This is a genomic window from Achromobacter sp. D10 (assembly GCF_035282245.1).
Classification (GTDB): Bacteria; Pseudomonadota; Gammaproteobacteria; order Burkholderiales; family Burkholderiaceae_B; genus Achromobacter; species Achromobacter insolitus.
Genome location: NZ_JAYJLE010000016.1, coordinates 43,565 through 64,654 on the forward strand (window position 1 = coordinate 43,565; position 21,090 = coordinate 64,654).

17 protein-coding genes are annotated in these 21,090 nt (G+C 67.0%); 11 read left to right on the top strand and 6 right to left on the bottom strand.

Going from position 1 to position 21,090, the window contains the following annotated elements; translation table 11 throughout:
* Positions 1–121 precede the first annotated feature (121 nt).
* Genes pgaA through pgaD form a run of 4 tightly spaced genes read left to right on the top strand, consistent with a single transcriptional unit; the run spans position 122 to position 6,428 of the window.
* Positions 122–2,593: a poly-beta-1,6 N-acetyl-D-glucosamine export porin PgaA gene (gene pgaA / locus VCS63_RS27615; protein WP_323881628.1), complete on the top strand. Its 2,472-nt coding sequence runs from the start codon at positions 122–124 to the stop codon at positions 2,591–2,593.
* 21 nt (positions 2,594–2,614) lie between these two features.
* A complete protein-coding gene (gene pgaB / locus VCS63_RS27620) occupies positions 2,615–4,648 on the top strand; it encodes a poly-beta-1,6-N-acetyl-D-glucosamine N-deacetylase PgaB (protein WP_323881630.1) in 2,034 nt (677 codons plus the stop codon).
* A complete protein-coding gene (gene pgaC / locus VCS63_RS27625; protein WP_063640442.1) occupies positions 4,645–5,985 on the top strand; it encodes a poly-beta-1,6-N-acetyl-D-glucosamine synthase in 1,341 nt (446 codons plus the stop codon). Before pgaB ends, pgaC begins: the two co-directional genes overlap by 4 nt.
* Positions 5,982–6,428: a poly-beta-1,6-N-acetyl-D-glucosamine biosynthesis protein PgaD gene (gene pgaD, locus VCS63_RS27630; protein ID WP_063959523.1), complete on the top strand. Its 447-nt coding sequence runs from the start codon at positions 5,982–5,984 to the stop codon at positions 6,426–6,428. The genes pgaC and pgaD overlap by 4 nt, the downstream gene beginning before the upstream one ends.
* An 84-nt stretch (positions 6,429–6,512) precedes the next feature.
* On the opposite strand, the gene VCS63_RS27635 is transcribed toward pgaD, so the two are convergent.
* Positions 6,513–7,757, bottom strand: coding sequence for an MFS transporter (locus tag VCS63_RS27635; protein ID WP_112965299.1), 1,245 nt, complete (start codon positions 7,755–7,757; stop codon positions 6,513–6,515).
* A 174-nt stretch (positions 7,758–7,931) separates the two neighbouring features.
* On the opposite strand from VCS63_RS27635, the gene VCS63_RS27640 reads away from it, so the two are divergent.
* Both VCS63_RS27640 and VCS63_RS27645 read left to right on the top strand, forming a co-directional pair.
* Positions 7,932–8,741: an AraC family transcriptional regulator gene (locus VCS63_RS27640; protein ID WP_238913915.1), complete on the top strand. Its 810-nt coding sequence runs from the start codon at positions 7,932–7,934 to the stop codon at positions 8,739–8,741.
* A 245-nt stretch (positions 8,742–8,986) separates the two neighbouring features.
* Complete coding sequence (locus VCS63_RS27645; protein WP_323881632.1) at positions 8,987–11,578, top strand: PBP1A family penicillin-binding protein; 2,592 nt, start codon at positions 8,987–8,989, stop codon at positions 11,576–11,578.
* Between the two features lie 43 nt (positions 11,579–11,621).
* Here VCS63_RS27645 and VCS63_RS27650 read toward each other — a convergent pair whose 3' ends face one another.
* Positions 11,622–12,335, bottom strand: a complete 714-nt coding sequence (locus VCS63_RS27650) for a metallophosphoesterase (protein ID WP_042793006.1) — start codon at positions 12,333–12,335, stop codon at positions 11,622–11,624.
* 174 nt (positions 12,336–12,509) lie between these two features.
* On the opposite strand from VCS63_RS27650, the gene VCS63_RS27655 reads away from it, so the two are divergent.
* Both VCS63_RS27655 and VCS63_RS27660 read left to right on the top strand, forming a co-directional pair.
* The gene (locus VCS63_RS27655; RefSeq protein WP_042793005.1) at positions 12,510–13,685 is read left to right on the top strand and encodes a PepSY-associated TM helix domain-containing protein; all 1,176 of its coding nucleotides are present in this window, start codon (positions 12,510–12,512) and stop codon (positions 13,683–13,685) included.
* On the top strand, positions 13,682–13,873 hold the full coding sequence (locus VCS63_RS27660) for a hypothetical protein (RefSeq protein WP_149064848.1): 192 nt from the start codon (positions 13,682–13,684) through the stop codon (positions 13,871–13,873). Before VCS63_RS27655 ends, VCS63_RS27660 begins: the two co-directional genes overlap by 4 nt.
* Before the next feature lie 28 nt (positions 13,874–13,901).
* Here VCS63_RS27660 and VCS63_RS27665 read toward each other — a convergent pair whose 3' ends face one another.
* Positions 13,902–14,729, bottom strand: a complete 828-nt coding sequence (locus tag VCS63_RS27665) for an aldo/keto reductase (protein WP_063640447.1) — start codon at positions 14,727–14,729, stop codon at positions 13,902–13,904.
* Between the two features lie 342 nt (positions 14,730–15,071).
* Between VCS63_RS27665 and VCS63_RS27670 the strand changes: the two genes are divergently transcribed.
* Both VCS63_RS27670 and VCS63_RS27675 read left to right on the top strand, forming a co-directional pair.
* Complete coding sequence (locus VCS63_RS27670; protein ID WP_323881635.1) at positions 15,072–16,877, top strand: ABC transporter ATP-binding protein/permease; 1,806 nt, start codon at positions 15,072–15,074, stop codon at positions 16,875–16,877.
* Positions 16,878–16,929: 52 nt separating this feature from the next.
* The gene (locus tag VCS63_RS27675) at positions 16,930–17,328 is read left to right on the top strand and encodes a Rieske (2Fe-2S) protein (protein WP_042793002.1); all 399 of its coding nucleotides are present in this window, start codon (positions 16,930–16,932) and stop codon (positions 17,326–17,328) included.
* Between the two features lie 92 nt (positions 17,329–17,420).
* On the opposite strand, the gene VCS63_RS27680 is transcribed toward VCS63_RS27675, so the two are convergent.
* On the bottom strand, positions 17,421–18,404 hold the full coding sequence (locus tag VCS63_RS27680; RefSeq protein ID WP_063640450.1) for a bile acid:sodium symporter family protein: 984 nt from the start codon (positions 18,402–18,404) through the stop codon (positions 17,421–17,423).
* A gap of 117 nt (positions 18,405–18,521) precedes the next feature.
* Here VCS63_RS27680 and VCS63_RS27685 point away from each other — a divergent pair, with 117 nt between their 5' ends.
* Entirely contained in the window at positions 18,522–19,364 is an 843-nt protein-coding gene (locus VCS63_RS27685; protein WP_112965294.1) for a LysR family transcriptional regulator, read from the top strand.
* A gap of 17 nt (positions 19,365–19,381) precedes the next feature.
* On the opposite strand, the gene VCS63_RS27690 is transcribed toward VCS63_RS27685, so the two are convergent.
* Together VCS63_RS27690 and VCS63_RS27695 are read right to left on the bottom strand one after the other, a co-directional pair.
* Positions 19,382–19,915 (bottom strand): OsmC family protein, encoded by a 534-nt coding sequence (locus VCS63_RS27690; protein WP_042793000.1) that lies wholly within the window; start codon positions 19,913–19,915, stop codon positions 19,382–19,384.
* 47 nt (positions 19,916–19,962) lie between these two features.
* Positions 19,963–21,072: a c-type cytochrome gene (locus VCS63_RS27695; RefSeq protein ID WP_323881637.1), complete on the bottom strand. Its 1,110-nt coding sequence runs from the start codon at positions 21,070–21,072 to the stop codon at positions 19,963–19,965.
* Positions 21,073–21,090 lie beyond the last annotated feature (18 nt).

Here is a 21,090-nt window from a genome sequence, read left to right on the forward strand (position 1 = left end):
TCCTACCCGTGCCGCCGGCGCCTTTGTGCTGCGCGTCGCCTCGGCTCGCGCCGAAAAAAGGCATGCCCACGGCCCGCCGGACCAGGAACGCCCCCGAGTCGCAACTGCGGAAGTAATACAGATGCAAAACAGAGGATCGACACCCCCGGGTGCCGTTGGGCCGAGACTGAGCTTGCTGGCGGCCTGCGCCATCCTGGCTCCCGCCATGGCGTTGGCGGGCCCCGGCAACGACTATGACGCCTTGATCGCGCGAGCGCGCGCCGGCGACTACGAACCCGCCCTGGCCATGCTGCGCCAGCAGGGCCAGAATGGCGGCAAACGCGCCATCTACGACCACATCATCATCGCGGGCTGGGCCGGCAATCCCGCCGAAGCCATCACCGCCTACGAACAGTTGCCCCGCGGCGCGGCGCTGCCCGCCGACATCCAGCTCGCCGTGGCACGCGCCTACCGCGACCTGCAGCGCTGGCCCGAGGCGCTGGCCGCCTTCCAGGCGGGAGCGCAGCGCCATCCCGGGCAATCCGCCTTCCAAGCCGGCGAGATCATGACGCTCGCCGACGCGGGCCGCTATCCTGAAGCGCGCGAGGCGGCCGCGCGCTGGCTCAAGCGCCACCCCCGCGATGTGGATGCACGGCTGGCTTTGAGCTATGTCCATGCCCGCCAAGGCGAACCTTACGAAGCGCTGCATCAGGCCGACCTCGCCCTGGACGCCGCGCCCGGCACGCCTTACGTGGTGCGCGAGTACATCCACGCCTTGCAGCGCGCGCGCATGGCGGACGTGGCGCTGGAACTGGCGCGCCGCCACCAGGACTTGTTCGACGCTGGCCAAATGCGCGGCTTCGAAGCCGACGCGCTGGCCCAGCAGGTGCGGTTGGCGGCCATGCCCACGCGCTCGGAAGCCGAACGATTCGTGCTGGCCGACCAGGCGTTGGCCCGCTACGCCGAACTGATCCCCGCCTGGCAACAACAGGAAGGCGGCCAGGCCGACGCGCTGCGCGCCCGTATCGACCGCCTGCACGCGCTCCACGTCCGGGTGCTTATGGCCGATCTGGTCCGCGAGTATGAAACCTTGCTGGCCGAGGGCGTGAGCGTGCCGCGCTACGCCCTGAACGACGTGGCCTCGGCCTATCTGTATCTGCGCCAACCCGAACGCGCCCGCGACATCTACCGCCAGGTCGCCGCCGACGACGCGCTGCGCGGCGACGACGCCGAACAGCGCCTGGCGACGGAGACCGGCCTGTACTACTCGCTGGCCGAGGGCGAACAGTTCAGCGAGACCGGCGCGGTGACCGACGACGTCGAATCGGGCTATGCCCCCTGGCTCTACTACAAGGGCCAGTCCACGCGCATGCCCAACGATCTGAACCTGGAAAGCCGGCAGACCCTGGCTTCGGCCCGCCTGCAGGCCAACGACACCGTCGCCGCCCAGCAGCGCCTCGAGGACATGGTCGCCAACGCGCCCAACAACTCCGGCCTGCGCAGCGACCTGGCGACCGTCTACCGCGCCCGCTCCCTTCCCCGCGCTTCGGAAGTCGAACTGAAGATGGCCGAAACCTTGGCGCCGCGCAGTCTGGGCGTGGAGAACGGCCAGGGCTTCACCGCCCTGGATTTGCAGGAGTGGCGCCAGGCGGAAGCACTGTCGCAAGACACCATGGCCCGCTCGCCCGAGAACCTGACCAGCCGCCGCCTGGCCCGTGAGTGGGAAGTCCACAACAAAGCCGAGCTGCGCATCAACGGCTATCGCGGGCTGGCCTCGGACAGCCCGGTCAATGGCAGCGGCGATTTCGGCATCGACGCCGTGCTCTATTCCGCTCCGCTGGACTACAACTGGCGGGTCTTCGGCGGCGGCGGCTATGCCGCCGGCGACTTCGAGGAAGGCCGCGGCAACTACCGCTGGCTGCGCACCGGCGTGGAATGGCGCGGACGCGACCTCACGGTGGAAGGCGAGGTCTCCACTCACGACTACGGCCATGGCGTGAAGCCCGGCGCCCGCCTTTCGGTCGCCTACGACGTGGACGACCATTGGCAGGTTGGCGGCTCGGGCGAAATCATGTCGCGCGAAACCCCGCTGCGGGCCCTGACCAGTGGCATTTCGTCCAACAGCCTGTCGGCTTTCGTGCGTTGGCGCGCCAATGAACGCCGCGAGTGGACGTTGGCGTTGTCGCCCTCGCACTTCAGCGACGGCAACAACCGCTGGGCGCTGGGCCTGGCGGGACGCGAGCGCGTCTACACCGCCCCGCACCTGCTCGCGGATCTGGAGTTCGAGGCCTCGACGCAGCGCAACAGCCACGACAGCAACGTGCCTTACTTCAACCCGCGCTCGGACCTGATGCTGCTGCCCGGCGTGCGCCTGACCCACACGCTGTACCGCCGCTACGAAACCGCGTGGGAACAGATCGGCACCCTGGGCGCGGGCACCTACACCCAGCAGGGCTATGGCACCGGCGGCGTGATCGCGCTGGGCTACGGCCAGCGTTACCGCGCCAACGACGTCCTGGACATGGGCGCCATGATCACCGGCACCAGCCGCCCGTACGACGGCGAGCGCGAACGCGAACTGCGCATCGCGTTCGACCTGACGTACCGCTTCTGAACCCGGCACCGAGTCAACACCATGATGCTTAAAACCCATACCCGCCTGATTCTCGCCGGCCTGTTGCTGCTTGCGATCCTGGCGCTGACTGCTTGCGCCAAGGACATCCCGGTCTATACCCCGCCGGGCGAGCGTCCGCTTGCTGCCGCGGAGCAACCCTGGGTCCAGGGCCAATTCCTCGCCCTGGCCTACCACGACGTGGAAGACGACGACCCCGACCAGGCGTTCCTGAGCGTGCGCACCGACCGCCTGGCCGAGCAACTGGCCTGGCTGCGCGCCAACGGCTACCAGGCGGTGACCGTGGACCAGATCCTGGCCGCGCGCCAGGGCGGCAAAGCGCTGCCCGATCGCGCCGTCCTGCTGTCCTTCGACGACGGCTACCGCAGCTTCTATACGCGCGTGCTGCCTATCCTGAAAGCCTATCAATGGCCTGCCCTGCTGGCGCCCGTGGGCGTCTGGATGGACACCCCCGCCAACCAGCGCGTGGACTTCGGCGGCAGCCCCGAAGACCGCAAGCGTTTCCTGAACTGGGACGAGATCCGCGAAATCTCGCGGTCGGGGCTGGTGGAAATTGCCGCGCACACCAATGCCTCGCACTACGGCGCGCTGGCCAACCCCCAGGGCAATACCGAGCCTGCCGCTGCCATCCGCGCCTATGACGCGCAGACCCGGCGCTACGAGACCGAAGCGCAGTTCAATGCCCGCATGGGCGGCGACGTCGCCGCCATCACCGAGAAGATCCGCCGCGCCACCGGCAAGAAGCCGCGAGTGTGGGTCTGGCCCTACGGCGCCGAAGGCGGATCCACCCTGCGTATCACTGCCGAGCATGGCTATCAACTCGCCCTGACGCTGGAAGATGGCGCCGGCCGCGTCGGCCGCCTGATGTCCACGCCGCGTCTGCTGCTGGCGAGCGACCCGACGCTCAAGCCCTTCGCCAACAGCGTGGTCGGCATGGAAGCCCAGCCCTTCATGCGTGTCGCGCACGTGGACCTGGACTATGTCTACGACCCGGATCCGGCCCAGACGGACCGCAACCTGGGCGAACTGGTGCAGCGCATCCTGGACATGCAGATCAACACGGTGTTTCTGCAGGCCTACTCGGACCCCGAGGGCGACGGGCTGGTGAAATCGGTCTACTTCCCCAACCGCTGGCTGCCCACCCGGGCCGACCTGTTCAACCGCGCCGCGTGGCAGTTGCACAACCGCGCCAACGTGATGGTCTATGCCTGGATGCCTGTGCTGTCCTTCGACCTGGAACCCGCCCTGCCCCGCGTCACGCGCTGGACCGACGATCAGGCGCAGCCGGCCCCGGACCCCGACCAGTACCGCCGCTTGTCGCCGTTCGACGCCACCGTGCGCGCGCGCATCGGCGATCTGTACGAGGACCTGGCCCGCTACGCGATCTTCGACGGCATCCTGTTCCACGACGACGCGCTGCTGTCCGACTATGAAGACGCCAGTCCAGGCGCGCTGGCTGCCTACCGGGCCGCCGGTTTGCCAGGCAGCATCGCCGAGCTGCGCGCGGATCCCGACACCCTGCAGCGCTGGACGCGCTTCAAGAGCCGCGCGCTGGTGGACTTCACGGCCGAGCTCACGCAACGGGTGCGGGCGGTGCGCGGTCCGCAGATCAAGACGGCCCGCAATATCTTTGCAGAACCCATCCTGAATCCCGGCAGCGAGACCTGGTTCGCCCAGAACCTGGACGACTTCCTCGGCGCTTACGACTGGACCGCGCCCATGGCGATGCCGCTGATGGAGAACGTGCCCCCTGGCAAGGAAAACGCCTGGCTGGACAAGCTGGTCGATACCGTCGCGAAACGCCCCGGCGCGCTGGACAAGACGGTGTTCGAGCTGCAGGCGCGCGACTGGCGCACCGGCCCCGGCCGCCCCGAGGCAACCCCGGTCGACACGGCCGTGCTCGCCGGCTGGATGAAGCGGCTGCAACTGCGTGGCTCGCGCAGCTTCGGCTACTACCCCGACGACTTCTCGCAAGACCAGCCCCGGTTGCAAGGCATCCGGCCCGCCATCTCCGAAGCCTGGTACCCCATCCGATGATAGACCGACTGATTGCCCTGCTGATTCTCTGCGCGGTGCTTGGCGCGCCCTTCGGTTTCACGCTGATGCTGACCGGTGAGGCGCTCCTGGGCTTCGTGTTCTTCTACCCGCTGTTCATGTCCGGCATGTGGATGGCTGGCGGCATTTACTTCTGGTGGCATTGGGAGCGCCACTGGAAATGGGGCAAGGACAGCCAGCCGCCGGCCCTGGCCGGCAATCCGCTGGTGTCCATTCTTGTGCCCTGCTACAACGAAGCCGACAACGGCGAAGAGACGCTGCTGGCCGCGTTGGGCCAGAACTACCCGCACATTGAGGTTATCGCCATCAACGACGGCTCCAGCGACGGCACCGCCGAGATGCTGGACCGCATGGCAGCCGCCCATCCGCGGCTGCGCGTGGTGCACCTGGCGCAGAACCAGGGCAAGGCGATGGCACTGCGCATGGGCGCCATGGCCGCGCGCAGCGAATACCTGGTCTGCATCGATGGCGACGCCATGCTGGATCCGGACGCGGCCGCCTACCTGGTGGCCCCGCTGATCGACAACCCGCGCGTCGGCGCCGTGACGGGCAACCCACGCATCCGCACCCGCTCCACCTTGATCGGGCGGATCCAGGTCGGCGAGTTCTCTTCGATCATCGGCCTTATCAAGCGCACGCAGCGTGTCTATGGCCAGGTGTTTACCGTGTCCGGGGTGGTCGCCGCGTTCCGGCGCGCGGCGCTGGACCGGGTGGGCTACTGGAGCCTGGACATGATCACCGAAGATATCGACATCAGCTGGAAGCTGCAGCGCGATCACTGGTCCATCTTCTATGAACCCCGCGGGCTGTGCTGGATCCTGATGCCGGAAACCCTGCGCGGGCTATGGAAGCAGCGGCTGCGCTGGGCCCAGGGCGGCGCCGAAGTCTTTCTGAAAAACCTGCGTTCCATCTGGATCTGGCGCCATCGCCGCCTGTGGCCGCTGATGGCGGAGTTCTGCCTGTCCACGGCCTGGGCCTTCGCCTTCGGCGTATCGGTGCTGCTGTGGGCCATCAGCCAGGTAGTCGCGCTGCCCAACAATATGCAGATTGCCAGCCTGATGCCGCCCGCCTTCACCGGCATGATGCTGGCGGTCGTCTGCCTGCTGCAGTTCGTCGTCAGCATCCTGATCGACCGCCGCTACGAGCCCGGCCTGGCCCGTTCGTTGTACTGGGTCATCTGGTATCCGCTGGCCTTCTGGATGGTGAGCCTGTTCACCACCCTGGTCAGCTTTCCCAAAGTCATGCTCCGCAAGCAGGCCCGGCGCGCGCGCTGGACCAGCCCTGACCGGGGCATCAAATCTCCGGACGCAAGCTCATGATCATCACCACGCAACGTTCCCGCGCAGGCTACCTGTTCGACCTGGTCCTGACCGCCATCGGCTGGTTTGCCTTCGTCTATCTCTTTGGCTCCGGGATCCTGGCCATACTGCGCGCCGCCGCGGGCGGTCCCGACGCCTCGCTGTGGCCGGTGTTCCTGCCCACCGTGAACACGCTCTGGGGATACGCCGTGCTGGCGCTGGTCAATGCCGGTGTGTTGGTCGCCTGGGCCATCTACAACCACCGCAAATTCGCCGGCAAGGACCGCCGCAAGCCAATCAAACCGCTGAGCGACCGCCGCCTGGCGGCCAGCTTCGCGATCACGCCGGCCCAGCTGACGCAGCTGAGGTCGGCGCGCACCTGCATCATCCACCATGGCGCTGCCGGGGACATCACCGGCATCGAAACCGGCCAGCCCCACCTGAGCGCCGTGCGGACAGGCTGACACCCGCGTTTGCCGGGAAGCCAGGGCCCAGGCAAGGCCCCGGTTCCCCGGGGGTGCGCAGGGGCTACCGATCCAGCGCGGCCATCAGCGGCGCGCCTTCTCCACGTCGGGCAGCAGGATCGCCACCACGCCCAGCAAGGGCAGATAGGCGCAGACCTGGTACACATAGCCTATGCTCGTCGCATCGGCCAGCTTGCCCAGCGCCGCGGCGCCCACCCCTCCCATACCGAAGGCAAAGCCGAAGAACAGGCCGGCGATCATCCCCACCTTGCCTGGCACCAGCTCCTGCGCGTAGACCACGATGGCCGAGAATGCCGAGGCCAGCACCATGCCGATGATCACCACCAGCACGCCCGTCCAGAACAGGTTCATGTAGGGCAACAGCAGCGTAAACGGCGCCACGCCCAGTATGGACACCCAGATCACGATCTTGCGGCCGATGCGGTCGCCGACCGGGCCGCCCACCACCGTGCCCACCGCCACGGCGGCCAGGAACAGGAACAGATAGAGCTGCGCCTCGCGTACCGACAGCGCAAATTTATCGATCAGGTAGAAAGTGAAGTAGCTGTTCAGGCTGGCCAGATAGAAGTACTTGGAGAACACCAGCACGCCCAGCACCGCCAGCGCGCCCAGCACCTGGTTACGCGACAGCCCATGGCCTGCGCCCTCGCGCCGCGCGCGCGGCTTGAGCCGCACGCGGTTGGCGCTGTACCAGCGCCCGATACCGGTCAGCACGACAATGCCGAACAGCGCGGCCAGGGAAAACCACGCCACGCTGCGCTGCCCGTGCGGAATGATGAAGAGCGCGGCCAGCAAGGGCCCAAGCGCCGACCCCACGTTGCCTCCCACCTGGAACAGCGATTGCGCCAGGCCGTGGCGCCCGCCCGACGCCATGCGCGCCACGCGCGATGACTCCGGATGGAACACCGAGGAGCCCGTGCCCACCAGGACCGCGGCCACCAACAGCCAGCCGAACGACGGCGCCATGGAAAGCAGGAGCAATCCCACCAGGGTGAAGCCCATGCCCACCGGCAGCGAGTACGGTTTGGGATTGCGGTCCGTGTAGAAGCCGATGAAGGGCTGCAAGAGCGACGCCGCCAGCTGGTAGACCAGCGTGATCAGCCCAATCTGCGCGAACGACAGGCTGAAAGAGTCCTTCAACATGGGATAGATGGCCAACAGGATCGACTGGATCATGTCGTTCATCAGATGCGCCACGCTGATCGCGCCCAGCACCTTGAAGGCGGTGGACGGATCCGAGGAGGCGGCTGGCGGTGCAGCCGTATCGGCATCGGCAATGCCGGCGGCGGGGTTCTGGGGTGGATTCATGGGTTGCGGGACGCGGTATAGGGATAAGGGCACGCCCGGCACCGTGCCGGGACCTGTAGCCAGTGTAGGAATCGGGGTTGGGATCGATCTGCCAATTTCCGTCGCGTAAGTGACAAAATACGGAAATTACACTTCAGCCGCCCCTTGCTCATCCTTACGCCGGAAGTGACACGTATGCCCGCACGACTCCTTTTGCCCGACCCCGCCCGCAGCATCAATCCGCAGGACTACCAGCACCGGCCGCGCGTGGTGACGGCCATGGCCAAGGAATTCCCGCCCGGCACCCGGACCGGCACCCATTCCCATCCTCGCGCCCAGCTGGTCTACGCGGTGGAGGGCATCATGCGCGTGACGACCCCCAGCGGCTTCTGGGCCCTGCCGCCGCTGCGCGCGCTGTGGGTGCCGGCGGGCGTGCCGCATGGCGTGGACATGGTGGGCGCCGTATCCATGCGCTCGCTCTACCTCGAAGCCGAAACCGCCCGAGACTACTGGCCGCAATGCCAGGTGGTCGAGGTCAGCGGCCTGCTGCGCGAACTGATCCTGGCGCTGACCGCCGAACCCATCGACTACCCGCTGGGGGGCCGCGCGGAGCAGATCGCCGCCCTGCTCCTGTCCGAACTGGCCGCGGCGCGCGTCGCGCCGCTGCAAATTCCCTGGCCGCGCGACCGCCGCCTGCAGACCATCTGCGCGGCCATCCTGGATGCTCCCGGCTTGCAACGTGGCATTGAGGACTGGGGCAGCGAAGTCGGCGCCAGCGCGCGCACGCTGATCCGGCTGTTCCAGGCGGAACTGGGGCTGAACTACCGACAGTGGGTGCAGCAGGTACGGCTGGCCGAGGCCGTGTGCCGGCTGTCCCAAGGCGCGCCGGTTGCGCGCATTGCCTCCGACCTGGGGTATCGCAGCACCAGCGCCTTTTCGGCCATGTTCCACCGTGCGCTGGGCGCGCCGCCGCAGCATTACCTGCGCCCTGCGACCGCCGGCTGAACCGGACGGGGCCCGCTGACGGCCCGCTGACGCCTGCAACCGGACTTGCCGTTTGTCACGGCGCGCAATACATTTCTCGGCGCGCGGGAGCGGCGGTGGCGCAACAAAGCCGCCCCCGGCGTATGCTAGAGCCCGTCCCTGAATTTCCCCCGCGTCCGCTGGCTCCGCCCCCCGGGCAAGTTTGGTTACCGAAACCTTATTGCTCCCTGGGCGGTCTATAGCGTTCTGCCCTAGAATCGCCTGCAATGAGCACCCCCCAGCAATCCTCCGCCACCCCGGGCGGCAAACCGGGCCTCCCCTGGAAACTACTCCTGATCAAGGCAGGCGTGGCCGCCGCTGGCGCCGCCGTGTGCGGCGCCGTCCTGCTCGGCCTTGCGCTGGCCCTGGCGTGGCCCAGCCTGCCCGACCTGCACGCGATGACCGACTACCGGCCGCGGGTGCCGCTGCGCATCTATACGGCGGACAAGGTACTGATTGGCGAATACGGCGAAGAACACCGCAATGTGCTGCGCTTTGACGAAATCCCGCCCGTGATGCGCCAGGCGGTGCTGGCGGCCGAGGACGACCGCTTCTACAGCCATGGCGGCGTCGACTGGATGGGCGTGGCGCGTGCCGTGCTGACCAACATCGTCAAGGGCTCCAAAAGCCAGGGCGGCAGCACGATCACGATGCAGGTGGCGCGCAACTTTTACCTGTCGTCCGAGAAGACCTATTCGCGCAAGTTCTACGAGCTGCTGCTGACCTTCAAGATCGAATCCGAGCTCACCAAGGACCAGATCCTCGAGCTCTACATGAACCAGATCTACCTGGGCCACCGCGCCTATGGTTTCGCGGCCGCCTCGCGCACCTATCTGGGCAAGCCCCTGTCCGAAGTCACGCCCGCGGAAGCCGCCATGCTAGCCGGCATCCCCAAGGCCCCGTCACGTTTCAACCCCATCACCAATTTCCCGCGCGCCGAGATCCGTCAGCACTACGTGCTGGGCCGCATGAAAACACTGGGTTACCTCACGCCCGAACAGACCGATGAAGCGCTCAAGCAGCGCCTGACCATCCGCGGCGCGGACGGCGCCAGCGCGCGTGGCTTTGCGATCCATGGCGACTACCCCGCCGAACTCGCGCGCCAGCTCATGTATGGCGTGTTCCAGGAAGAAACCTATTCCAAGGGCATCGACGTCTACACCACCATCGATTCCAAGGACCAGGAAGCGGCCTATCGCGCCGTGCGCGACGGCGTCCTGAACTACACCCGCCGCGCGGTATATCCCGGCCCGGAAGATCAGATCGACCTGCCCGACGGCGTCGAAAAGGACGCGGCCGCACTGGATGAGATCCTGGATGGCGTGCAGGAAAAAACGCCTGACAGCGAAGACCTGCTGGCCGCCGTCGTGCTGGCCGCCAGCCCCACCGAAGTAACGCTGGCGCGCAGCGCCCGCGACATCATCACGATCAGCGACAAAAAGGCATTGGCGGTCGTGGCGCGCGCGCTCAATCCCAAGGCCAGCGACAGCCAGCGCCTGCGCCGAGGCTCGGTGGTCTACATCCACAAGAATGGCGACAACTGGGAAATCATCAACATGCCGACGCTGCAGGCGGCGCTGGTTTCCATGGTGCCGCAGGACGGCGCCATCCGCGCCATGATCGGCGGCTTCGATTACAACCGCGGCGGCTTCAACCGGGTAACGCAAGCCTGGCGCCAGCCCGGCTCGAACATCAAGCCCTTCGTCTACGCCGCGGCGCTGGAGCGCGGCCTGACCCCGGCCACGCAGATTTCGGACCAGCCCTTCATGCTGACGGCGGAGCAGACCGGCTCCAAAGCGTGGCAGCCCAAGAACGACGGCAACAAATACGAGCCCATGCTGACCCTGCGCCAGGGCCTCATGCGCTCCAAGAACATGGTGTCGATCCGCATCCTGCAGGCCATTTCGCCGCAATACGCGCAGGACTACCTGACCCGGTTCGGTTTCGACAAGGCGCGCTGGCCGGCCGTGCTGCCGCTGGCGCTGGGCGCGGGCGGCGCCACGCCCCTTCAGGTGGTCAATGGCTACAGCGTGTTTGCCAACGGCGGCTACCGCGTCACTCCCTACCTGGTGGACCGCGTCACCGACCGTTCGGGCAATGTGCTGATGCAGGCGCAACCGGTGGTGGCCGGCGACGCCCAGGCACGCGCCATCGATCCCCGCACCGCCTGGGTCATGGACGACATCCTGCGCGGCGTCACGGTCAGCGGCACCGCCGCGCGCGCGCACCAGGTGCTCAAGCGCAATGACATCGGCGGCAAGACCGGCACCACCAACGAGGCCGTGGACGTCTGGTTCTCGGGTTTCACGCCCAGCCTCGCCACCACGGTCTGGATGGGCTTTGACCAGCCCAAGTCGCTGGGCACCAACGAATTCGGCAGCGGCCTGGCCTTGAGCACCTGGCTGGACTATATGCAACCGGCCCTAAAAGGCATCCCGGAAGCAAAGCCCGCGCCACGGCCTGACGGCCTGATCGTGGACAACGGCGAATACTATTTCTCGGAATTCCCGCCGGGCCAGGCCGTGGCCTCGCTGGACCTCTCCTCGGGCGACGCGCTGACGGACTTCCTGAACAACAACCGCTCCACGGATGGCGTGGACACCTCGGTCAAGCCCTTGCCGCCCGGCGGCTCGGCGCCCCAAGGCGGTCCTGGCCAGCCCCCCTTGGCCCTGCCGGTCCCCGTGCCATCGGCGTCCGGCGCGCCGGCCGGCAATGCGCCGGTCATCCCGCCCATTCCGGTTCCTCGCGTGGACGCCGACACTCCCGCGCGCGCCAGCGCCGTCAGCGGCGCCGGACCGGTAGCCGCCCGGCCGCTCTGATCGCGCCCGCCCCCCGGCGCCAGGCGCCGGGGCCACGCCTGAGCTATTCCTGCTCCGCGAGTTCGGTCACGACCTCGCGCGGCCAAGCTTGCAGGGACTCCAGATCCAGGAAGGTGAAGTAGCCGGATTTCCAGCCTTCGGTATCGATGTGGTAGACGTTGCCCAGCACCAACGGCGCCGGAACCGGCGTATGCCCGGCCACCACCGCCCTCACGCCCCGGATGCCGGTGCGGTCCATCTGCCGCAGACGGTCGCGCGACCACTGGCAGGCGGCGCTGGTGCGCCGGTAGCGGTCCTGCAGCGCGGACTCCAGCCGCGGCCAGAACAGCACCGGGCAATCCGCGTGCAACAGCCCCACCGCGCCGTCCAGGGTTTCAACTTCGATGGCGATGGGTAATTGCGCGAAGGCCTCAGCAAAGACCTTCTGGCGTTCCGAGGGCAGATCCAGGAACCAGCCGCCGCCATAGCCGCGCCAGTTGTCCACGTCCACCTGCCCGGTGCGCACGTGGCGGATGGCGTAGTCCTCGTGATTGCCCTGGACCGCGTAAAACCAGGGCCGGGCGAGCCACTCCAGCGCGGCCTCGCTCTCCGGGCCGCGGTCCACCAGGTCTCCCACGGAAAACAGACGGTCCGTGGCCGGATCGAAACCCAGTTGGCCCAGGCTTTCCTCCAGGCGGGAAAAATGGCCGTGCAGATCGCCCACCGCGAAATCGCGGCCTAGCTCGTTGCGCGGGACTTTGAGAAAACGCTGCTCCATGATGATCCGGGACTGCTGCAGGGTTGATGCTTGATCCCCCTTTTTAACCCGCTTTCAAGCCGTCTCACCGTCCCACCCTTGCCGTCCCATGGTCAAAATTTGGTTACGAGAATCGATATTATTCGCGATAATATTCAGCTTTCTCCAACCCGCGCCTGCAAGGGCCCGCCCCCCATGACTGCCGCGTCCACCATCAAAACCTGGTATCTGGTCCATAAATGGACCAGCCTGGTCTGCACGATCTTCCTGCTGATCATCTGTCTTACCGGCTTGCCGCTGGTTTTTCACCACGAGATCGAGCACTGGCTCGACGATGCCAAGCCGCTGTCGGACGTGCCCGCGTCGACCCCGCGCGCCAACCTGGACAAGCTGGTCGACAGCGCCCGCGCGATGTATCCGGGCGAAGTCATCGACTATCTGTTCTTCGATCCCGACGAACCGCAGGTCTATGTGGGGATGGCCAAGACGCCCGGAGACGGCCAGGTGTCCGGTCACGCCGTGCGCATGGACGCGCGCACGGGCGACGTGCTGCTGGACGGCCCGCTATACACGCAAGACAAGTTTTCCTTCATGGGCATCATGCTGGCGTTGCACGTGGACCTGTTCGCAGGGCTGCCCGGCGAGCTGTTCCTGGGCTTCATGGGGCTGCTGTTTTGCGTGGCGATCGTCTCCGGTGTCGTGCTCTACGGCCCCTTCATGAAGAAGCTGGAGTTCGGCACGGTGCGCGCCAGCCGTTCCACCCGCCTGAAGTGGCTGGACCTGCACAATCTGCTGGGCATCGTGACGCTGGTCTGGGCCTTCGTGGTGGGCGTCACGGGCGTGATCAACGAACTCTCCACCCCGCTGTTCCGCCTGTGGCAGTCCACTGAACTGGTGCGCATCCTGGAACCCTACAAGGGCCAGAACGTGCCCACCGAGCTGGCCTCGGCCCAGGGCGCCGCCGATACCGCCCGCAAGGCCATGCCCGGCAATGAAGTGTCGTTCATCGCCTTCCCCGGCAACGCCTTCGGCAGCCCCCATCACTACATCACCTGGATGCGCGGCGACTCGCCGCTGACGTCGCGCCTGAACACGCCGGTCCTGGTGGACGGCAAGACGGGCGAGCTGACCACCGTGGCCAAAATGCCGTGGTACCTGACCGCGCTGGAACTGTCGCGCCCCTTGCACTTTGGCGACTACGCCGGCATGCCGCTGAAGATCATCTGGGCGCTGCTGGATGTCATCACCATCATCGTGCTGGTCAGCGGGCTATATCTCTGGCTGGCGCGCCGCCGCGCCACCGAGGCGCGCATTGCCGAACTCGTGCGCAAGCACCAGGCCGCCGCCCTCCCGAAAAGGACTCCCGCATGAGCAAGACGGCCCGTGGTTTCATGTTTGTGTGGGGCGCGCCTATCCTGCTGGGCGTGCTCAGCGCGTTCGGCCTGCTGGCCGCCCTGCTGGGCACGGGGGGCTGGCACTGGGCATCCTGGACCGCCCTGGCCATCCTGCTGGTGGTCATCGTGCGCTACTGGGTGTTCCCGCTGAAGCGCCAGGCTTGACCGCTGCGCCCCGTGCCTAGGCCTGGCCTTACTTGCCGAACGTCTCGGGGTCCGGCCCCAGGCGCGCGCCTTCCTTGATGCCATCGATGGCGGCCATGTCCGCCGCCGACAGCTCGAAATCGAACACGTCGATGTTCTCGCGGATGCGGGCCGGCGTCACCGACTTCGGAATCACGATCAGATCGCTCTGCAAATGCCAGCGCAGCGTCACCTGGGCAGCCGATTTGCCGTATTTCTTCGCCAGCTCCAGGATGACCTTGTCCTTGGCGACCCCGCCCTGGGCCAGGGGGCTCCAGGACTCCGTCGCGATGCCGTGCCTGGCATGGAAGGCCCGCAGCGCGCGCTGGGTGAAGCCGGGATGCAGCTCGACCTGATTGACCGAGGGCGTGACGCCGGAGGCATCGATCAGCCGTTCCAGGTTGGCCTGGGTGAAATTGGACACGCCGATCGAGCGCGCGCGGCCGTCTTCCTTCATTTCGATCATCGCCTTCCAGGCGTCCACGAACTTCGTGCTGCCGGCCACCGGCCAATGGATCAAGTACAGGTCCACATAGGCCAGGCCCAGTTTTTCCAGGCTCTCGTCCATGGCCTTGTGGGCCTCGTCGTAGCCATGCCTGTCATTCCAGAGCTTGGTCGTGATGAACAGATCCTTGCGCGCCACGCCGGCCGCGCGCAACCCCGCGCCCACGCCAGCCTCATTGCCATAGATGGCCGCGGTGTCCACCGAGCGGTAGCCCGCCGCCAACGCCTCTTTCACGCTTGCGGCCGCCTGATCGTTCGGCACTTGCCAGACGCCCAGGCCCAGCTGGGGAATCTTGCTGCCGTCGTTCAACTTCACTGCGGGTACCTTCGCCATAAGACCCTCCGTAGCTTGCAACGCGACGCCCGCGCGGCGAACATGCGCCGGGTCGCGCAACCAAGGGGCAGCCAGGCTCTATCCTTGGTTGAGACAGTAAAAAACGGGCCCGTCAGGCTGCGCCCGAGTCGCTATGCCGGATTGAAAACCCCCGGGAGAGGTCTACACATCCCAGGGGCCGTGAGGCCGATAATACCCCCAGAGCCGCCAATTCCTTGAATGTCCCGCGCCACAGCGGGCATTTCCGCCCCTGGCGCGGCCTCCCGGCGGAAATGCCGCCCGTGGCCGATAATGCGCTTCCGACGGCCTGCCGGCCGATGCATCCCCCTCCCGGCACTGACTATGAATGCTTCTGACACGCGGCCGCAAGGCCGCGGTGGTTTCTCCACGTTACGCACCCTGCTTCCGTACCTCTGGCCACCAGGCGAGACGGGCCTGAAGACGCGCGTGGTCGCGGCTCTCCTGTGCCTGTTCGCGGCCAAGGGGGCACTGGTCTACGTGCCCCTGCTGTACAAGCAAGCCATCGACGAGCTGGGCAAAGGCACGCCGGGAACCGTCACGGTGCCGCTCGGCCTGATCCTGGCCTACGGCACCGCCCGGGTGCTCTCGCTGCTGTTCTCGGAATTGCGCGACGCCATCTTCGCCCGTGTCGGGCAGCACGCCATTCGCGCGGTCGGCCTGCAGGTCTTTCGCCACCTGCATGCGCTGGCTCTGCGCTTTCACCTGGCGCGCCAGACCGGCGGCCTGAACCGCGCCATCGAGCGCGGCACCAAGGGCATCCAGACCCTGCTGTCGTTCCTGCTCTTCAGCATCCTGCCGACCTTTTTCGAGATCGGGCTGGTCTGCATCGTGCTGTGGAAGATGTTCGACATCTGGCTGGCGCTGGCCACCGGCGCGACCGTCACGCTGTACATCGTGTACACGCTGCTCGTCACCGAATGGCGCGCCAAGTTCCGGCGCCAGATGAACGAAACCGACTCCGAGGCCAACACCAAGGCGATCGAGAGCCTGCTGAACTACGAAACGGTCAAATACTTCGGCAACGAAGAGCACGAGGCGCGCCGCTACAATGCCTCGCTTACCCGCTACGAGCGCGCCGCCGTGCGCAGCCAGGTCAGCCTGTCCATCCTGAATATCGGCCAGGCGGCCATCATCTCCGTGGGTCTCACGCTGGTCATGTGGATGGCGGCCACAGGCATCGCCGAGGGCCGCTACACGCTGGGGGACTTCGTCCTGGTCAACACCTATCTGCTGCAGCTGTACCAGCCGCTGAGCTTCTTCGGCTTCGTCTATCGCGAGATCAAGCAGGCCATCATCGACATGGAGCGCATGTTCGAACTGCTGGGGCAGGACCGCGAAGTGGCGGACCGCCCGGACGCCCTGCCTCTGCGTGTGGCGGGCGGCGAGGTGGAATTCCGCAACGTGCGTTTCGGCTATGACGCGCGCCGCCCCATCCTGAAAGGAGTCAGCTTCACCATCCCGGCCGGCAGGACCGTAGCCGTCGTGGGCACCTCCGGCGCGGGCAAATCGACCATCGCGCGCCTGCTGTTCCGCTTCTATGATGCCGATGGCGGCGCAATCCTCATCGATGGCCAGGACGTGCGCGACGTGACGCAGGCCAGCCTGCGGGCGGCGATTGGCGTCGTGCCCCAAGACACCGTGCTGTTCAACGACACCATTCTCTACAACATCGGCTATGGCCGCCCCGGCGCCACCGAAGCGGAGATCCAGGCTGCCGCGCGCCTGGCGCACATTCACGACCTGATCATGACCATGCCGGACGGCTACCAGACCATGGTCGGCGAACGCGGACTGAAACTGTCCGGCGGCGAAAAGCAGCGCGTGGCGATCGCCCGCACCATCTTGAAGAACCCGGCGATCTTCCTGTTCGACGAAGCCACCAGCGCGCTGGACACGCATACGGAACGCGAAATCCAGGCAAACCTGCGCGAAGTCAGCCAGGGCCGCAGCACCCTGATCATCGCGCACCGCCTGTCCACCGTGGCGGATGCGGATGAGATCATCGTGCTGGCCGATGGCCGCATCGTCGAACGCGGCCGCCATCCGCAATTGCTGGCGCGCGGCGGCGTATACGCCGGGATGTGGGCCCGCCAACAGGATGGCGCGCAGGCCGGCGCGCCGGATTGACAAGCCCAGCCGCCCTGTCCGAACATCCCTCACTTTGATTTCCAGGCCTACCATGCAGGATTCAGCCCCCCTCCCAGCCGTCCGCGTCTGCGCATCGTCCGATCTGGCCAATGGCGGCCTGGGCGTGAAAATTCCCGTGTCCGACGGCGCAGGCCGCACCACGGCCTTTTTCGTGCGCTACCAGGACCGCGTGCATGGCTACCTGAACCGTTGCGCCCACGTCGGCGTCGAACTGGACTGGGAAGGCAGCTTCTTTACCCGCGCCGGCGACCTGATCATGTGCGCGCGCCACGGGGCGACCTATCAGCCGGACACCGGCCTGTGCGTGGGCGGCCCCTGTAAAAACGGCCGCCTGACCGTCCTGGCGGTCGAGGAACGCGACGGCACCGTTTACTGGCAGCCCGCCGGAAAAATCCGCCCGCAGGACGACGCGGCCGCCGGTCTTTCGTAGGAACCAGCGCCTCCGAACGCCGTCCGCCCCCGGGCACCTTGCGCCGTCCCGCAGGTTCGTCGCATGCCGGAATCCTTACGCTGGCGTCGGGTTCAGGCCCGGGCCACGGCGGTTTCGGACGGCGCCTGCCGCTCCGCGTAGCGGCGGGCCAGCACCGCGCAAACCATCAACTGCATCTGGTGGAAGATCATCAGCGGCAACACCACCACCCCCATCTGCGACGTGCCGAACAGCACCGTGGCCAGCGGAATCCCAGAAGCCAGCGACTTCTTCGAACCGCAGAAGACCAGCGTGATCTCGTTTTCCTTGGACAGCCCCAGCTTGCGGCTGCCCCAGGTCGTAACCAGCAGCACCGTGCCCAGCAGCAAGGCGTTCACCAAAACCATGGAAGCCAGGTCGATGGCCGGAAATGCGTGCCAGATGCCCTGCGCCACCGCCTCGCTGAACGCGGTATAGACGGCCAGCAGAATGGAGCTGCGGTCCACTTTGGACAACGTGCGGTTGTTGCGCTGGGCCCAGGCGCCGATCCAGGGCCGCAGCAAACTGCCCACCGCGAACGGCAGCAGCAATTGCAGGAGAATGCGGCCGGCATCGGCCAGCCCATGCCCGCCGCCCTGGCGATGCAGCAGCACCGCCACCAACAACGGCGTCAACACGGTGCCCAGCAGGTTCGACGCAGTGGCCGCGCAGATCGCGCCCGGAACATTGCCGCGCGCCATGGACGTGAAGGCGATCGACGATTGCACCGTGGAAGACAAGGTGCAGACGAACAGCACGCCCAGCCATAGCGACGGCGTCAACAGTCCGGGAAACAGCGCCCGCAATCCCAGGCCTAGCGCGGGAAAGAGCAGAAAGGTACACGCCAGGATCAACGCGTGCAGGCGCACGTCCTTTACGCCCGCCACGATGGCATCCGTGGACAGGCGCGCCCCGTGCAGGAAGAACAACAGGGAAATCGCCACATTGCTGGCCACGGTCATGAACGCCGCGCCCTTGCCCACTGCCGGGAAAAAGCTGGCAAAGACCACCGTGGCGATCAGGATGAGCGTGAACTGGTCAGGGAGAAAACGGCGCATGTCGGCAAGCCTTGGAGTTTCCGTGCAGGTTGCCGAAAACTATAGGCGCGCCACTTGCCATCGTGAAGACCACTAGGTACTTTAACTGTCATCGGTTTTTCCTATGACCCGCCTCCCATGCTCAATCCTTTGTGGCTCAAGACTTTCGCCGCGGCCGCCGCCGCGCCCAGCTTCACCGAGACCGCCCGCCGGCTGGGCCTGACCCAGCCTACGGTCAGCGAGCACATCCGCCAGCTGGAGCAGGCGCTGAACCGGCGCCTGTTCCAGCGCGATACGCACTCGCTCGCGCTCACCAGCGACGGCCGCAGCCTGCTGGTCCATGCGCAGATCATCCTGGATGCCCATGAGCGCGCCGAACGCCTGTTCGACGCTCCTCGCCTGCGCGGGCGCGTGCGCCTGGGGACCTCGGACGACCTGGCGATGGGGCCGCTGCCCGACGTGCTGGCCGCCTTCCGCCTGGCGCACCCCGAAGTGGAACTGGATCTGACCATCGGCGTCACCAGCGAGCTCTACAAGCTGCTGGACGACAACGGCCTGGATGTGATGATAGGCAAGCGCCGCAAGGGCGACCGCCGGGGGCAGACCCTGCACAAGGAAGCCCTGCTCTGGCGGGCCAAGGAAGGCTTGCGCGTGGCGCCCGGCGAGCCGCTGCCGCTGATACTGCTGCGCGAACCCAGCGTGACGCGCGCGCTGGCGCTGGATGCGCTGGCGCGCGCCGGCCGCAGCTGGCAGATCGTATGCACCAGCACCAGCTATGCGGGCTGCCAGGCGGCTGCCCGCGCCGGCCTGGGCATTACGGTGCAACCCTCGCACCTGTCCACGGCGGGTCTCGCCGCGCCAACGGGCGCCGCCCAACTGCCCGCGCTGCCCCAGGTCGAATTCATCGTGATTTCGGCTCCCGCCCCCAACAAGCCTACGCGGGCGCTGACCGAAATCCTGATGCGCAGCACGCTGACCTGAGCCCCCGCGCCCGGGGGCTACTGCGCAGCGGTCTGGGTGTGCAGCAGCCTGCCTTCCAGCGGTTGCGGCTGCTTCAACAGGTTCAGGATCGGGCACCATTGCTCCACGGCCTCGTGCACGGCTCGCACCGCGCTCTCGTCGGCGGGCGACACGATATGCGCGGTATAGCGGATGTTGTGCGGAAAGAACGGCACGCGCTCATAGCCCGGCTTGCCGCCGCGCGGGTCCAGATCGCCTTCGATCTCGACCTGCAGTGACTCCAACGGCAGTTCCAATTCCGCCGCCTTGATCAGGAAGATGTGGGTCAGGCAACTCCCCAGCGATCCCAACAGCAATTCGGGCGAACTCGGCCCCAGGTCATAGCCCGCGAAATCGGCCGGACTATCGCTGACCACCTGATGGTCGCGGATCCGGATGCGGCGCACGCCGCTGCGTCCTTCCGCACTGACGTGCGCGCGCAGCTTCACCGGCTCCACGGACTTCGGATCGCGTCCGTTACGCGCCAGCACGGCGGCGCGCTTCTGGTCCAGATACTCGTTCAACGTACTCATGTTGCAGGCCTCGCATGGGTTGGAATGTGCTTAATTAACCGCCGCGCCTAGCGTTCGCGCCGCGTATCAGGAATGGCAATGGGCGCACGGTCCATTGCCAGCAACAACTCGCCCAGCCCGCGGGCCGTCGTGCCCTCCATCCGTCCTCCCGGCCCGCAGACCTCGTCCGCGCTGGTCCAGGCGGGCGCCGCGCCCGGCAGCCGGCGCGCGCGCAGCCAGCCCTGCCGGTCGACCATGAACTGCGCGCCTGCCAGCTCTCCGGGCGCAACGCCCGCCGCCAGCGCATAGGCGTTCCAGGCATCTGCTCCCGCGGCCACGCAATCCGCATTCACGTCCTCGGTCACGCCACGGGTCAGCGCCACGGTCAGGAGCCGCGGATCCTGCGGTTCCTCGGGCGCGCCCGCGGCATACGCCATCACCCGCAGGGGCAATCCGCGCAGGCCGCTCAACCGCGTCGCCCGGCCATCGCGGCACACCAGATCGACGACGGGCGCAGGCACGGCCGGCATGCCAATGCCGCCATCGACGCCATATGCCCGCAAACGCAGATGATCCAGCACCTGCCAGATCTCATCCGCGCTCAAGGTGGCGCCGAACGCCGGCATCGCGGGCCGATCGGCCGGCTCCCGTCCGCCATGCGCGATACGCCAATGCAGCTCGCCTTCCAGACGGTTCTGGAACAAGGCGGCGCCCAGCACACTGGGCCAGACGGGCAGGCTGGCCGCCCGCTCTCCACGTCCATCCGCCGCCGCGCCATGGCACGCGGCGCAATGTGCCTGGTACAGGCGCCCGCCTTGCAGCAGATTCTCATCGGAAAATGGCAATGCCGACCGCTGATAGGAAGAACTGTGCGCCTCGGTCAACAGCATCTGCGGGCGCGGCCAGTCCGTAAACAGCACCATCATTGCGGCAGCGCACAGCCACGCCAGGCGTCGACGCTGGGCCAACAGCGCGCCGCAAAGCAACGCCAACGCCGCCGCCGTCTGCGCCAACGCCAGCCATAGCCGGCGCCAGGTATGCGGGCTGACGGGCAGATCCGGATCGTAGCGCCACGGGAAAGGCCAATAGGCCAGCACCGGCGTACCGCCGGGCTGGCGCCAGGCCGCCGCGGCCAGGAGCAGCGCCAGCACCATGATCCCGATTGTGAATACGGCCACAAGCCGCCATGGCGGCCG